The 14,167-nt window shown below is 72.9% G+C and carries 13 protein-coding genes; 2 read left to right on the forward strand and 11 right to left on the reverse strand.

Annotation, left to right across the window (positions count from 1 at the left end):
- Nucleotides 1–60: 60 nt before the first annotated feature.
- From I3F54_RS22130 to I3F54_RS22175, 10 genes are all read right to left on the reverse strand, one after another.
- The gene (locus I3F54_RS22130) at nucleotides 61–420 is read right to left on the reverse strand and encodes a hypothetical protein (RefSeq protein WP_240120584.1); all 360 of its coding nucleotides are present in this window, start codon (nucleotides 418–420) and stop codon (nucleotides 61–63) included.
- 249 nt (nucleotides 421–669) lie between these two features.
- Entirely contained in the window at nucleotides 670–2,184 is a 1,515-nt protein-coding gene (gatB, locus tag I3F54_RS22135) for an Asp-tRNA(Asn)/Glu-tRNA(Gln) amidotransferase subunit GatB (protein ID WP_240120585.1), read from the reverse strand.
- A 16-nt stretch (nucleotides 2,185–2,200) separates the two neighbouring features.
- The gene (locus I3F54_RS22140; RefSeq protein ID WP_240120586.1) at nucleotides 2,201–2,440 is read right to left on the reverse strand and encodes a hypothetical protein; all 240 of its coding nucleotides are present in this window, start codon (nucleotides 2,438–2,440) and stop codon (nucleotides 2,201–2,203) included.
- Nucleotides 2,437–3,930: an Asp-tRNA(Asn)/Glu-tRNA(Gln) amidotransferase subunit GatA gene (gene gatA / locus I3F54_RS22145; protein ID WP_240120587.1), complete on the reverse strand. Its 1,494-nt coding sequence runs from the start codon at nucleotides 3,928–3,930 to the stop codon at nucleotides 2,437–2,439. The genes I3F54_RS22140 and gatA overlap by 4 nt, the downstream gene beginning before the upstream one ends.
- Nucleotides 3,931–3,936: 6 nt before the next feature.
- Complete coding sequence (gatC, locus tag I3F54_RS22150; RefSeq protein WP_031117542.1) at nucleotides 3,937–4,233, reverse strand: Asp-tRNA(Asn)/Glu-tRNA(Gln) amidotransferase subunit GatC; 297 nt, start codon at nucleotides 4,231–4,233, stop codon at nucleotides 3,937–3,939.
- 344 nt (nucleotides 4,234–4,577) lie between these two features.
- Nucleotides 4,578–6,791 (reverse strand): bifunctional diguanylate cyclase/phosphodiesterase, encoded by a 2,214-nt coding sequence (locus I3F54_RS22155; RefSeq protein WP_240120588.1) that lies wholly within the window; start codon nucleotides 6,789–6,791, stop codon nucleotides 4,578–4,580.
- Nucleotides 6,792–7,061: 270 nt separating this feature from the next.
- Nucleotides 7,062–9,257 (reverse strand): NAD-dependent DNA ligase LigA, encoded by a 2,196-nt coding sequence (gene ligA / locus I3F54_RS22160; protein ID WP_240120589.1) that lies wholly within the window; start codon nucleotides 9,255–9,257, stop codon nucleotides 7,062–7,064.
- 15 nt (nucleotides 9,258–9,272) lie between these two features.
- The gene (locus tag I3F54_RS22165) at nucleotides 9,273–10,280 is read right to left on the reverse strand and encodes a methionine synthase (protein ID WP_240120590.1); all 1,008 of its coding nucleotides are present in this window, start codon (nucleotides 10,278–10,280) and stop codon (nucleotides 9,273–9,275) included.
- Nucleotides 10,281–10,312: 32 nt separating this feature from the next.
- Nucleotides 10,313–11,011 carry an SDR family oxidoreductase gene (locus I3F54_RS22170; protein WP_240120591.1) on the reverse strand — a complete coding sequence of 233 codons (699 nt, stop codon included), beginning with the start codon at nucleotides 11,009–11,011 and terminating at the stop codon, nucleotides 10,313–10,315.
- A gap of 21 nt (nucleotides 11,012–11,032) precedes the next feature.
- A complete protein-coding gene (locus I3F54_RS22175; RefSeq protein WP_240120592.1) occupies nucleotides 11,033–11,572 on the reverse strand; it encodes a TIGR00730 family Rossman fold protein in 540 nt (179 codons plus the stop codon).
- Between the two features lie 51 nt (nucleotides 11,573–11,623).
- On the opposite strand from I3F54_RS22175, the gene I3F54_RS22180 reads away from it, so the two are divergent.
- Together I3F54_RS22180 and I3F54_RS22185 are read left to right on the forward strand one after the other, a co-directional pair.
- A complete protein-coding gene (locus tag I3F54_RS22180) occupies nucleotides 11,624–11,950 on the forward strand; it encodes a DUF427 domain-containing protein (protein WP_240120593.1) in 327 nt (108 codons plus the stop codon).
- 252 nt (nucleotides 11,951–12,202) lie between these two features.
- The gene (locus tag I3F54_RS22185) at nucleotides 12,203–12,985 is read left to right on the forward strand and encodes an alpha/beta fold hydrolase (protein WP_240120594.1); all 783 of its coding nucleotides are present in this window, start codon (nucleotides 12,203–12,205) and stop codon (nucleotides 12,983–12,985) included.
- 4 nt (nucleotides 12,986–12,989) lie between these two features.
- On the opposite strand, the gene mnmA is transcribed toward I3F54_RS22185, so the two are convergent.
- Nucleotides 12,990–14,120: a tRNA 2-thiouridine(34) synthase MnmA gene (gene mnmA / locus I3F54_RS22190; RefSeq protein WP_240120595.1), complete on the reverse strand. Its 1,131-nt coding sequence runs from the start codon at nucleotides 14,118–14,120 to the stop codon at nucleotides 12,990–12,992.
- Between the last annotated feature and the right edge of the window lie 47 nt (nucleotides 14,121–14,167).

Genomic DNA, 14,167 nt, shown 5'->3' on the forward strand with positions numbered 1-14,167 from the left:
ACAGCACTGGGAGGCACATCACAGGACAACCACGTGAACTCTGTCACCCCGGCCGCACGATCAGTCGAACTGGTCTCCGAGTGCCATCACCATCACCCCGGCGACCATCAGCCACAGGGCGCGCCGGGTGCGTCCGCGCGAGCCGAGGGCGGCGGCGCCGGCACAGCCCGCGGCACCGAGGGCGTAGGCGGCGGGCACCAGGGCGGGCGCGGAGCCGGTGAGCCGCATCAGCGCGGCGGCGACGCCGGCGAAGGTCAACAGGGCACCGGTGCCGGCCGCCGCCCAGCGGGCCCGCCGCGCGTCCCCGACCCGTTCCTCCGGATCCCCCGGACCCCCCGGACCCCCGGGCTCCTCGGGCTCCTCGGGCTCCGGATCCCCGGTCGTCCCCGGGGCGGCATCGGAATCGGCACGTCCATCCATGTGGCGCGAGCGTAGCGCCTCCGTCCCCGGCACCAGCGGGGAGGCCACGATCCCGCCGGCAAAGCCGACGGGGACCGCGGCGGGAACGCCCGGCAGCACGGACACCCGCCTGCCCGAGGGCGGCATGGACGTGCGGGAGTCACCGGACGGCACGGGCCCGGGTACCGCGGCGCGGCGCGTACGCCGGCGGGCGCGGGACGCCGAAGGCCCCGGGGACGGGTGTCCCCGGGGCCCGTGCACCGTCGCGGATCAGCCCCCGTCGACGCCCAGCTTCTGCAGGATCAGCTCCTTGACGCGGGCCGCGTCGGCCTGACCGCGGGTGGCCTTCATGACCGCGCCGACCAGGGCGCCGGCCGCGGCCACCTTGCCGCCGCGGATCTTGTCGGCGACGCCCGGGTTGCCGGCGATGGCCTCGTCGACGGCGGCACCCAGCGCGCCCTCGTCGGAGACGACCTTCAGACCGCGCTTGTCGACGACCTCGTCCGGGGTGCCCTCGCCGGCGAGGACGCCCTCGATGACCTGGCGGGCGAGCTTGTCGTTCAGGTCGCCCTTCGCCACCAGCTCGGCCACCCGGGCCACCTGCGCCGGGGTGATGGCCAGCTCGTCCAGGGCCTTGCCGGACTCGTTGGCGCTGCGCGCCAGCTCGCCCGTCCACCACTTGCGGGCGGACGCGGCGTCGGCACCGGCGTCGATCGTGGCGACGATCGGGTCCAGGGCGCCGGCGTTGAGGATCGCCTGCATGTCGGTGGTGGAGATGCCCCATTCGGCGAGCAGCCGGGTGCGGCGGGCCAGCGGCAGCTCGGGGAGCGCCGCGCGGATCTTCTCGACCCACTCGCGGGACGGTGCCACCGGGACGAGGTCCGGCTCCGGGAAGTACCGGTAGTCCTCGGCCTCCTCCTTCACCCGGCCCGAGGTCGTCGACCCCGTGTCCTCGTGGAAGTGGCGGGTCTCCTGGACGATCGTGCCGCCCGAGGACAGCACCGCCGCGTGCCGCTGGATCTCGTAGCGGGCCGCGCGCTCCACCGAGCGCAGCGAGTTGACGTTCTTCGTCTCCGAGCGGGTGCCGAACTTCTCGGACCCCCGCGGCATGAGCGACAGGTTCACGTCGCAGCGCATCTGGCCCATCTCCATGCGGGCCTCGGAGACCCCGAGGGCACGGATGAGCTCGCGCAGCTCGCGGACGTACGCCTTCGCCACCTCGGGCGCCCGGTCGCCGGCGCCCACGATGGGCTTGGTGACGATCTCGATCAGCGGGATGCCGGCACGGTTGTAGTCCAGCAGGGAGTGGGACGCGCCGTGGATCCGGCCGGTGGCGCCGCCGACGTGCGTCGACTTGCCGGTGTCCTCCTCCATGTGGGCCCGCTCGATGTCCACCCGGAAGATCTCACCGTCCTCCAGCTGCACGTCGAGATGGCCGTCGAAGGCGATCGGCTCGTCGTACTGGGAGGTCTGGAAATTCTTCGGCATGTCCGGATAGAAGTAGTTCTTCCGGGCGAAGCGGCACCACTCGGCGATCTCGCAGTTCAGCGCGAGACCGATCTTGATCGCCGACTCGACGCCGGTCGCGTTGACGACCGGGAGCGCGCCGGGCAGGCCGAGGCAGACCGGGCAGGTCTGCGCGTTCGGGTCGGCGCCGAGCGAGGTCGGGCAACCGCAGAACATCTTGGTCTTGGTGCCGAGTTCGACATGGACCTCAAGGCCCATGACGGGGTCGTACGACGCCAGCGCGTCCTCGTACGACACCAGGTCGGTCGTGGTGGTCACGGTGAAAACTTCCCTCTCAGCCCAGCAGGACGTCGTCGTCGCCCAGCCGCTTCAGCTCGCGGTAGAGGATGGCGAGGCCGGTGACGATCCCGGCGGCGGTCACGGCGGCGTCGATCAGGCGCAGCGTGTCGTTCTCGGCGCGGGCCTTCTTGATCTGCTTGGCGACACCGAGCGCGCCGAACGCGGTGGTGGCCATGGTCAGGTACGTGCCGGACTTGGACTTCTTGAAGCCCTTGGCCTTGGACAGTGCACTCACAGCGACGGAGCCTCCTCCAGGAGCGGGTGCCCCCACCTTTCCACGAAGGCCGCCTCGACCGCCGCGCCCACCTTGTACAGGCGGTCGTCCTGCATCGCCGGGGCGATGATCTGGAGGCCGACGGGAAGGTTGTCCTCCGGGGCGAGGCCGCAGGGCAGGGACATGGCCGCGTTGCCGGCCAGGTTGGTCGGGATGGTGCACAGGTCCGCGAGGTACATCGCCATCGGGTCGTCGGCGCGCTCGCCGATCGCGAAGGCGGTGGTCGGGGTCGTCGGCGAGACGATCACGTCGACCTGCTCGAAGGCCTTCTCGAAGTCCCGCGTGATGAGCGTGCGGACCTTCTGGGCGCTGCCGTAGTACGCGTCGTAGTAGCCGCTGGACAGGGCGTAGGTGCCCAGCATGATGCGGCGCTTGACCTCGGGGCCGAAGCCCGCCTCGCGGGTGAGGGAGGTGACCTCCTCGGCGGAGTGCTGCCCGTCGTCGCCGGTCCGCAGGCCGTAGCGCAGGCCGTCGAAGCGGGCGAGGTTGGAGGAGCACTCGGAGGGCGCGATCAGGTAGTAGGCCGACAGCGCGAGATCGAAGGACGGGCAGTCCAGCTCGACGATCTCGGCGCCCAGCCCCTTGAGCAGTTCGACGGACTCGTCGAACCGCTGGATGACGCCGGCCTGGTAGCCCTCGCCGCGGAACTGCTTGACGACACCGACGCGCATACCGGCGACCGAGCCGTTGCGGGCGGCCTCGACGACCGGCGGGACCGGGGCGTCGATGGAGGTGGAGTCCATCGGGTCGTGTCCGGCGATCACCTCGTGCAGCAGGGCCGCGTCCAGGACCGTGCGGGCGCAGGGGCCGCCCTGGTCGAGGGAGGAGGAGAAGGCGACCATGCCGTAGCGGGAGACCGCGCCGTAGGTGGGCTTCACACCGACGGTGCCGGTGACGGAGGCCGGCTGGCGGATCGAGCCGCCGGTGTCGGTGCCGATGGCGAGGGGGGCCTCGAAGGCGGCGAGCGCTGCGGAGGACCCGCCGCCGGAGCCGCCGGGGATCCTGGTGAGGTCCCAGGGGTTGCCGGTCGGGCCGTAGGCGCTGTTCTCGGTGGAGGACCCCATGGCGAACTCGTCCATGTTGGTCTTGCCGAGGATGACGACGTCGGCGTCCTTCAGGCTCTTGGTGAGCGTCGCGTCGTACGGCGGGATCCAGCCCTCGAGGATCTTCGAGCCGACGGTGGTGGGAATGCCCTCGGTGGTGAAGATGTCCTTCAGCGCGAGGGGGACGCCGGCCAGCGGGCCGAGCTTCTCGCCCCGGGCCCGCTTGTCGTCCACGGCGCGGGCCTGGGCGAGCGCGCCCTCGCGGTCGACGTGCAGGAAGGCGTGCACCTTCTCGTCGACCGCGTCGATGCGGGCGAGGTGGGCCTCGGTGACCTCGACGGCCGTGAGCTCGCCGGAGGCGATCCCCGCGGCGATCTCGGCGGCGGTGAGCTTGATGATGTCCGTCATGACTGCTTAGTCCTCCCCCAGGATCTGCGGCACCTTGAAACGCTGCTGCTCCTGGGCCGGGGCGCCGGAGAGCGCCTGCTCGGGGGTGAGCGAGGGTCGGACCTCGTCCGGACGCATGACGTTCGTCAGCGGGAGCGGGTGCGAGGTCGGCGGTACGTCTTGGTCGGCGACCTCGCTGACGCGGGCCACCGCGCCGATGATGTCGTCCAGCTGGCCTGCGAAGTGGTCGAGCTCTTCGGGCTTCAGCTCCAGACGCGCCAGCCGGGCGAGGTGGGCGACCTCCTCGCGCGTGATGCCAGGCATGCAGCGATCCTCTGGGGTGAGTGTGTGTGGTTTGGGGCCAATCCTATGGGGCACGGACGCGTGCCCGTGAAACGGTTTCCCCGGCCCCTTCCCCGGCCGGGGTGGCGGCCCTCCCCGCGCACGCCGCGGAAGCCGTCCGGTCGCGGCGCCGCGCGGGGGACGGGAGCCGTCCACCGCCGCGCACACCGGCGGGCTCGGCGGGCTCCCTTCCCGGTCACAGCACCGGGAGGCAGGCCCTCGGGCCGGTGTCCGGCGTGGGCGGGTGGGGCCCCGGAGGGACGCGGGGCACGACGCGACCGGCCACGGCGGTGCCGCGGGCGACCGGCGGCACCGCCGTGGCGCCCTCAGCCGAGTCGGCCCGGGTCCTCCGCCGTGGCCGCCGGCAGGGCCGCCGCGGGGCGCTGCCAGCCGCGGGAGCCGCGCGCCAGCAACCAGGCCGTGGTCTCCTCGGGTGGCATCGCCGCCGCGACCAGCCAGCCCTGCACGGCGTCGCACCCGAGGTCGCGCAGCCGCTCCCAGGTCTCGTCGTCCTCGACGCCCTCGGCGACGACGAGGAGTCCGAGGGAGTGGGCGAGGTCGACGGTGCAGCGGACGATCTCGGCGTCCTCGGTGTCGACGGCGAGACGGGCGACGAAGGAGCGGTCGATCTTGAGTTCGCTGACGGGCAGGCGGCGCAGGTGCACCAGGGACGAGTAGCCGGTGCCGAAGTCGTCGAGGGACATCTTCACGCCGTGGCCGGTGAGGCCGGCGAGGGTGTCGGCGGCGCGCTGCGGGTCCTCCAGGAGGACGTGCTCCGTGATCTCCAGCTGGAGCGCCCCGGCGGGCACCCCGTGGCGGGCCAGGCGGGCGGCGACGGAGCCGGCGAAGCCGGGGGTGTGGACGTCGCGGGGGGAGACGTTGACGGCGACCGGGACCAACAGGCCCTGGGAGCGCCACGCGGCGACCTGGCCGAGCGCGGTCTCCAGCACGTACTCCGTCAGGTGGGGCATCAGGCCGGAGGACTCGGCGATGGCTATGAACTCGTCGGGCGGCACCTTGCCGCGCTCCGGGTGCACCCAGCGGACCAGTGCCTCCAGGCCGGCCACCTGTCCGTCGAAGCGGACCTTGGGCTGGTAGTGCAGCTGCACCTGGTGGGCGTCGAGGGCCCGGCGCAGATCGCCCAGGAGCCCCAGCCGGTCAGGGGTGTTGGAGTCGCGCTTGGACTCGTAGACCTCGACTCCGGTGCGGTCCCTCTTCGCCTGGTACATCGCCACGTCCGCGCGGCGCAGCATTCCCTCGGCGTCCAGGGCGTGGTCGGGGAAGACGGCCACTCCGGCGCTGGCCTCCAGCACCAGGGTGAGGCCGTCCAGGTCGAGGGGGGAGCTGAGGGCGGCGACCAGGTTGCGGGCGACGCGGGTCGCCGAGGTGGTGGAGTCGGCGACGGGGAGTAAGACGGCGAACTCGTCGCCGCCGAGGCGGGCGACCTCCGCCCCGCGCGGCAGGGCCAGGCGCAGTCGGTCGGCCGTCTGCAGCAGCAGCCGGTCGCCGGCGAGATGACCGAGGGTGTCGTTGACCGAGCGGAACCGGTCCAGGTCGATCAGCATGAGGGCGGCGCGGGCGTCGATGCGTTCGGCGTCGTCCAGGGCCGTCCAGATCCGCTCCAGCAGCCACTGACGGTTGGGCAGCCCGGTCAGGGGGTCGCGCAGTTGTTCCTCCGCCCGGGCCCGGGCTATCCACAGGGTGGAGTCGAGGGCGATGAGGGGGATGGAGAACAGCGGCAGAAGGATCGGCTCGGCCACGGCCACCACGCACACCAGGGGGGCGATGCCGAGCAGCGCGACCGCGACCAGGCCCTGCCGGACCAGGGCGGTGCGGGCGACGGTGGGCAGTCCGCCCGAGCGGGGGGCGTGCAGGTACCACAGCAGCGTGCGGGAGACGAGCAGGTAGGCCGCCGCGACCAGCACCACCTCGGGGACGGTGTAGAGGGTCCAGGTGCCGGAGTCCCAGGGCTCCTCGACGGACGGGACGGCGCCGAAGGCGGCCAGCACCAGCGCCCCGGCGCCGATGCCGAGGATGTCCACCGCGCCGTGCAGCACGCCCTGGCGCCAGCGGTGCCTTCGGGCGATGCCGACCAGCACGACGACGGTGAGGCTGACCATGCCGGCCGGCACCCAGCCGTAGAGCAGCAGCACCGCGAGGGTCAGGGCGGCGCCGGAGCCGGTCCCGCCCCACCAGCGGGCGCGGCCCAGCATGACGAGGTGGCCGACGATGATGCCGGTCAGCACGGCCAGCGACCAGCCGACCGCGCCGGACGGGAAGAGGGCGTGGTCGCCGGTGAAGGCCCGCAGGAAACCGGCGCCCAGTACGACGGCGGCGGAGGCGACGACCGTGGCGGGCAGCGCGGGCCACGGCAGGTGCCGTTCGGGCTCGGCGCCGGGCAGGCCGGCAGTGCGCACGGTGGCGGCGCGCCCCTGGGCGCCGCCGCGCTCCGATGCCCGTGTCGCCCGGTCACGCCATGCGCCCGCGATGCGGCCAAGGCGCAGTCGTGAGGCCGGGGCGACGCTCTCGGTCGGTTCCATTCCCGTCCCTCTCACAGCCGGCGGTGCCCACGCCACGCGGCCCGATGCCCGACAACCATCAGCGGCTCCGCGCTGGGAAACCCTTTCCCCCGTCCGTCATGAGCCCGTCCGGAACAAGGGGATGCCCCGACCGCAGTTGGGCACGGCAGGTGCACACCTCAACAGTAGGCCGCAGAAGGCTTCCACGGGCACCGGTCGTCGACGGTTGCCCGTTTGCGCCCGGGCCACCCGTATGCATCTGATATGCGCCGATCAGGTGGTCTTCAACCGCTACTCCTCGGTCGGGAGTGCGACTTCGGCCGCAGCTTCGGGCCCCTGTTCCAGCAGGACCTCGAAGCCGTCCTCGTTCAGGACGGGAACCTTCGACTGCATCGCCTTGTCGTATTTCGATCCGGGGTTGTCACCCACAACGACGAACGAGGTCTTCTTCGAGACGGAACCGGTCACCTTCGCGCCGCGGGTCTGCAGGGCCTCCTTGGCGCCGTCCCGGGTGAAGTTCTCCAGGGTGCCGGTGACCACGACGGTGAGACCCTCCAGCGGGCGTGGCCCCTCGTCCTCGCCGGCGCTCTCCTCCTCCATCCGCACGCCTGCCGCCCGCCACTTGCGCAGGATCTCCTGGTGCCACTCCTCGGCGAACCATTCCTTGAGCGAGGCGGCGATGATCGCGCCGACCCCCTCGGTGTTCGCCAACTCCTCCTCGGTCGCCTGCTCGATGCGGTCCACGGAGCGGAACTCGCGGGCCAGCGCCTCGGCGGCGACCGGTCCGACGTGCCGGATCGACAGACCGGTCAGGACCCGTGCGAGCGGGCGCCGTCTGGCCGCGGCGATGTTCTCCAGCATCGCAAGCGCGTTCTTCCGCGGTTCGCCCTGCTGGTTGGCGAAGACGGTGGCGACCTTCTCCTCGCCGGTCTTCGGGTCGCGTTTGGGCAGACCGCTGTCCTGGTCGAGGACGTAGGCCTTGATGGGCAGCAACTGCTCCACGGTGAGGTCGAACAGGTCGCCCTCGTCCACCAGCGGCGGCTCGGCGGGCTCCAGCGGGCGGGTGAGCGCCGCAGCGGCCACGTAGCCGAAGTGCTCGATGTCCAGCGCCTTGCGGCCGGCGAGATAGAACAGACGCTCCCGCAACTGGGCGGGGCAGGTACGGGCGTTGGGGCAGCGCAGGTCGACGTCGCCCTCCTTCATCGGCCGCAGCGGCGTGCCGCACTCGGGACACTCGGCCGGCATCACGAACTCGCGCTCGGTGCCGTCTCGCAGATCGGCCACCGGGCCGAGAATCTCCGGGATGACGTCACCGGCCTTGCGCAGCACCACGGTGTCACCGATGAGGACGCCCTTGGCCTTGACCACGTCCTGGTTGTGCAGTGTGGCGAACTCGACCTCCGAGCCGGCCACCGTCACCGGCTCGACCTGCGCGTACGGCGTGACCCGGCCGGTCCGGCCCACGCCCACCCGGATGTTGACGAGCTTGGTGTTGACCTCCTCCGGGGCGTACTTGTACGCGGTCGCCCAGCGCGGGGCGCGGGAGGTGGAGCCGAGTCGTCCCTGGAGGGGGATCTCGTCCAGCTTGACGACGACTCCGTCGATCTCGTGCTCCACGGAGTGCCGGTTCTCGCCGTAGTACGCGATGAACTCCCGTACGCCGTCGAGGTCGTCGACCACCCGGTTGTGCCGGGAGGTGGGCAGGCCCCAGGTCCGCAGCAGGTCGTAGACCTGGGAGAGGCGCGTCGGGCCCTCGAAGCCCTCCAGGGCGCCGATGCCGTGGACGACCATGTGCAGCGGCAGGGTGGCCGTCACCCTCGGGTCCTTCTGGCGGAGCGAACCCGATGCGGAGTTGCGGGGGTTGGCGTAGGGCTTCTCACCGGCCGCGATCCGGCGGGCGTTCAACTCGGCGAAGGCCTCCATCGGGAAGTAGACCTCGCCGCGGATCTCCACCAGCCGCGGCACGTGATCGCCCGGGAGCCGGTGCGGGATCTCGGAGATGGTCATGACGTTCGGCGTGATGTCCTCGCCGATGCGCCCGGTGCCGCGGGTGGCTGCCCGGGTCAGCCGCCCGTTCTCGTACGTCAGGTTCACCGCGAGCCCGTCGACCTTCAGCTCGCACAGCAGGTGGTAGTCGGACGTGCCGGCGTCCTTGTGGACCCGCTCGGCCCAGGCTGCGAGACCCGCGTCGTCGAAGACGTTGTCGAGGGAGAGCATGCGCTGGTGGTGCTCGACCTCGGCGAGGTCCGTCTCGAACTCGACGGCCACCTTCTGCGTCGGCGAGTCCGGCGTCCGCAGCTGCGGATACGTCTCCTCCAGCGCCTCCAGGGATCGCAGCAGCTCGTCGAAGTCCGCGTCGCTGATGACCGGAGCGTCCTTGACGTAGTACCGGAAGCGGTGCTCCTCGACCTGCTCCGCCAGCCGCGCGTGCTGCTCCCGTGCCTCGGCGGGCACCGTCGTCGTCTCCGCTTGCTTGTCGCCGGCCACCGTGTGGTCCTCCCGTTACTCTGGGTTGTCCGCGAGGGATCTCGCCGCCCGGACGCAGTGGGCGAGCGCCCGGCGGGCGTACCCCGGGGACGCGCCCGCGAGGCCGCACGCCGGGGTGACCGTCACCGCCTCCGTGAGCAGCCCCGGATGCAGCCCCAGCCTGCGCCACAGCGTCCTGACCCCCATGACGCTACCGGCAGGGTCCGACAACGGGCCGTCCGTGCCGGGCACGACACCCGCGAAGAGCCGCGTACCCCCTTCCACCGCCTCGCCGATCGCCTCGTCGTCACGCTCGGTGAGGAGGGCGAAGTCGAAGGAGACGGCCGCCGCGCCCGCCCGGCGCAGCAGGGCGAACGGGACGTCCGGGGCACAGGAGTGCACGACGACGGGGCCGCCGGCGTGAGCCGCGACCACGTCGCGGAGCGTGGCCTCGACGAGCTGCCGGTCGACGGCGCGGTGGGTGCGGTAGCCGCTGGCGGTGCCGACCTGCCCGCGCAGCACGGCGGTGAGGGAGGGTTCGTCGAGCTGGAGGACGATCCGGGCGCCCGGCACCCGGCGCCCCACCTCGGCGAGATGCAGGCGCAGGCCCTCGGCGAGGGAGGCGGCGAGGTCGCGGCTGGCGCCGGGATCGGAGAGCGCGGCCTCGCCGTTCTTCAGCTCCACGGCGGCGGCCAGCGTCCACGGCCCGACGGCCTGGACCTTCAGCAGGCCCCCGTACCCCTGCGTGAACTCCTCCAAGGCGTCGAGGTCCTCGCCGAGCCAGGCCCGCGCCCGCCGGGTGTCGCGGCCCGGCCGGTCGCCGATGCGCCAGCCGCTGGGCTCCACGCGCGCGTACAGCTCGACGAGCATCCCGGCCGTGCGCCCGATCATGTCCGCGCCGGGCCCGCGGGCGGGCAGCTCGGGCAGGAACGCGAAGTCCTCGAAGGACCCGGTGGCGGTCTTGACGGCCTCCCGGGCGTCGCCGCCGGGCAGGGATCCGACCCCGGTAGCGGCACCGAAGCTGAACTGGCTGTTTTCACTCACCCGGGAAGCCTACGGAACGCTGGCGCCGCTTTTCACCGGCCCGGCCGCACCGTGAGGTCGTTGACCTCCGCGTCGGCCGGCAGGTCGAGGGCCATGAGCAGGGCGGTGGCGACCGATTCGGGGTCGATCCACCGCGCGGGGTCGTACTCCCTGCCCTCCTGCTGGTGCACCTTGGCCTGCATCGGGCTGGCGGTGCGCCCGGGGTAGACGGAGGTGACGCGGACGCCGTGGGCGTGCTCCTCCTGGCGCAGGGAGTCCGCCAGGGCCTTCAGGCCGTGCTTGGAGGCGGCGTACGCGGACCACTCGGCGTGCGCGGCGAGGCCGGCGCCGGAGTTGACGAACACCACATGGCCGCGGGAGGCCCGCAACTGCGGCAGGAAGTGCCGGGTCAGCTCGGCCGGCGCGACGAGATTGACGTTGAGCTGGTGGCGCCAGGCCTTCGGGGTCAGTTCGCCGACCCGGCCCAGGTCGACGACGCCCGCGATGTGCAGCAGGGAGTCCACCCGGTCCGGGATCGTCTGGTGGGAGAAGGCCCAGGACAGCTTGTCGGGGTCCGCGAGATCGCCCACCAGCGTCCTGGCCCCCGGGAATTCGGCCGCCAGCTCCTTGGCACGGCCGGCGTCGCGCGCGTGCAGGACGAGGTCGTCGCCGCGCGCGTGCAGGCGGCGGGCGACGGCCGCGCCGATACCGGACCCGGCACCGGTGATCACATGTGTAGCCATGCCCGCCATGCTGCCACCACCCGCGGCGGCCTACGCGCCGCCCCGGCACTCCTCCAGGTGGGTCAGGGCACCGGCCGGCTCCTCGGCGAAGAACACCAGCTCGCCCAGGGGGCGCGGCAGGAAGCCCTCCGCCTCCATCCGCCGGAACTGCTCCTTGAGGCCGTCGTAGAAGCCGGCGGTGTTGAGGAGCACCACCGGCTTGTCGGTGTGGCCGTGTTTCTTCAACTCCAGGATCTCCGTGGCCTCGTCGAGCGTGCCGGTGCCGCCGACCATGACCACCACGGCGTCGGCCTTCTCCAGCAACAGCCGCTTGCGCTCGGCCAGATCGCGGGCGACCACCATCTCGTCGGTGGCCGGGCGCATCCGGGCGGCCAGGAACTCCACGGAGACCCCGCACAGCCGGCCGCCGGCCTCCTGCACCCCGTCGGCGACCACCTTCATCAGGCCCACGTCCGATCCTCCCCACACCAGGGTGTGCCCGCCCTTGCCCAGGAGAGCGGCGAACTCGCGGGCGGGGCGGGTGTAGCAGTCGTCGAGGTCGGCGGCGGAGAGGAAGACACAGATGCGCATGGGGCCACCGTACGCGGGAAGAAGACGGCCCCGGAGAACGCTGTCCCCCTCATGACCCGAGGACACACGATCACCATCGAGCAGGGCACCCGGCGCGTCCGCGTGGTGCACGGCGGCCAGGTCCTGGCGGACAGCGACCGGCCGCTCGTGCTGCGGGAGACGGGCTGCCCGGTGCGCTACTACCTGCCCGCCGAGGACGTCCGCCTGGACCTCCTCACCCCTTCCGGCACCCGAACCCACTGCCCCTTCAAGGGAACGGCGTCCTACTGGTCGCTGCCCGACGCGGCGGACCTGGTCTGGGCGTACCCCGAGCCGAAGCCCGAGGTGGCCCTGATCAAGGACCACCTCTGCTTCTACGAGGTCGACGTCGTCGGCTGACCCGGGCGCGGCGCGGCGCGGCGGCGGAGAGGCCACGCGCCGCACACCGGGGGCGCATCGCTGCCCCTCACCCGCGGCCCCGGGGGCCAGCAGGGCGAACGTGGCCTGATGCCGCACCGGTCCGGTCGGCAACCCGGTGTCATCCGCTGACGCAGGCCGACGCCGGACCGGATCGGGGCCGAGCGGGCCGGGCGCCCGGTCCGGGCATGTCGTCATCGATGAGCCCGCGCCGCAGTGGCAGTCTGCACAGGCATGGAGAAGCAGACTCTTTCACGCGACGGGACCGCGGTCGCGTACGGCGTGACCGGCCGGGGTCCCACGGTGATCCTGGTGAGCGGTGCGATGTCCACCGGCGGCACCCTGGCCCCGCTGGCGCAGCGGCTCGCCGACCGCTGCACGGCCGTGGTGTACGACCGCCGGGGGCGCGGCCAGAGCGGTGACACCGCGCCGTACGCGGTGGACCGCGAGGTCGAGGACCTGGCGGCGCTGGTCGAGGCGGTGGGCGGGGACGCGGCCCTGTTCGGTGTCTCCTCGGGCGGTGCGCTGGTGCTCCGGGCCGCGGCGAGCGGACTGACGGTGGACCGGGCCGTGGTCTACGAGGTGCCGTTCGCCGACAGTCTGGCGGGCGGCGCCGAGCAGCAGGCCCGGTACACGGCCGACCTGGAGCGGGCGCTCGGCGAGGGCCGGCGCGGGGACGCGGTCGAGCTGTTCCTGCGGCTGACGGGCCTCGGCGAGGAGATGATCGCCGGTGCCCGCCAGTCCCCGATGTGGGCCGGCATGGAGGCCGTCGCACCGAGCCTGGCCCACGACGCCGCGGTCATGGGCGACGGCCTCCTCCCCCGAGAGCGGCTGTCGGCGATCGGCGTGCCCGTCCTGTCGGTCGTGGGCGGCGCGAGCCCGCGGTGGATGCGCGAGGCGGGCCGGGAGATCGCCGGGACGGTGCCCCGGGGCACCTACCGGGAACTCGCGGGGCAGACCCACATGGTGGATCCGGAGGCGCTGGGGCCGGTGCTGGCCGAGTTCGTGGCGGGCTGAGCGCTCAGACCGCCGTCGTCGCGCGCGTGGTCGACGCGATGGTCGCGGAGCCCACCACGCGCGTGCCGTCGTACAGGACGACGGCCTGTCCGGGGGCGACGCCGCGGACCGGCTCGGCGAACGTCACCCTCAGCTCCCCGGCGCTCGCCTCGGCCGTCACCTCCGTCTCGCCGCCGTGGGCGCGCAGCTGCGCGGTGTAGGTGCCGGGGCCGGCCGGGGCGGTCCCGCACCAGCGGGGCCTGATCGCGGTCAGCGCGGACACGTCCAGCGCCGCGGCGGGCCCGACGGTGACGGTGTTGTTCACCGGGGAGATGTCGAGGACGTAGCGCGGCTTGCCGTCCGCGGCGGGCGTGCCGATCCTGAGGCCCTTGCGCTGGCCGATGGTGAAGCCGTACGCGCCCTCGTGGGTGCCGAGCCGGTTGCCCGCCTCGTCGACGATGTCGCCCTCGGCGGTGCCGAGCCTCCGGGCCAGGAAGCCCTGCGTGTCGCCGTCGGCGATGAAGCAGATGTCGTGCGAGTCGGGCTTGCTCGCCACCGCGAGGCCGCGCCGCTCGGCCTCGGCGCGGATCTCGTCCTTGGTCGTGACGGTGTCGCCGAGCGGGAACAGGGCGTGGGCGAGCTGCTTCTCGTCCAGCACGCCCAGGACGTAGGACTGGTCCTTGGCCGCGTCAGAGGCGCGGTGCAGTTCCCTGCTGCCGTCCGCGTGCTCCACGATCTTCGCGTAGTGGCCGGTGCAGACCGCGTCGAAGCCGAGGGCGAGCGCCTTGTCCAGCAGAGCGGCAAACTTGATCTTCTCGTTGCAGCGCAGGCACGGGTTGGGGGTGCGGCCCGCCTCGTACTCGGCGACGAAGTCCTCGACGACGTCCTCGCGGAAGCGGTCGGCGAGGTCCCACACGTAGAAGGGGATGCCGATGACGTCCGCGGCGCGGCGGGCGTCGCGGGAGTCCTCGACGGTGCAGCAGCCCCGCGCGCCCGTGCGGAACGACTGCGGGTGGGCGGAGAGCGCCAGGTGGACGCCGGTCACGTCGTGGCCCGCCTCGGCGGCGCGCGCGGCGGCGACGGCGGAGTCGACGCCGCCCGACATGGCGGCGAGGACGCGGAGGGGGCGGGGGGAGCGCTGCGGGGTGTCAGTCATAGCCCTTCCAGGGTACGGGGGCTCGGGAACCGCGGTCCGCGCGTGTG

It is taken from the genome of Streptomyces sp. MUM 2J, assembly GCF_022414535.1.
GTDB lineage: Bacteria > Actinomycetota > Actinomycetes > Streptomycetales > Streptomycetaceae > Streptomyces.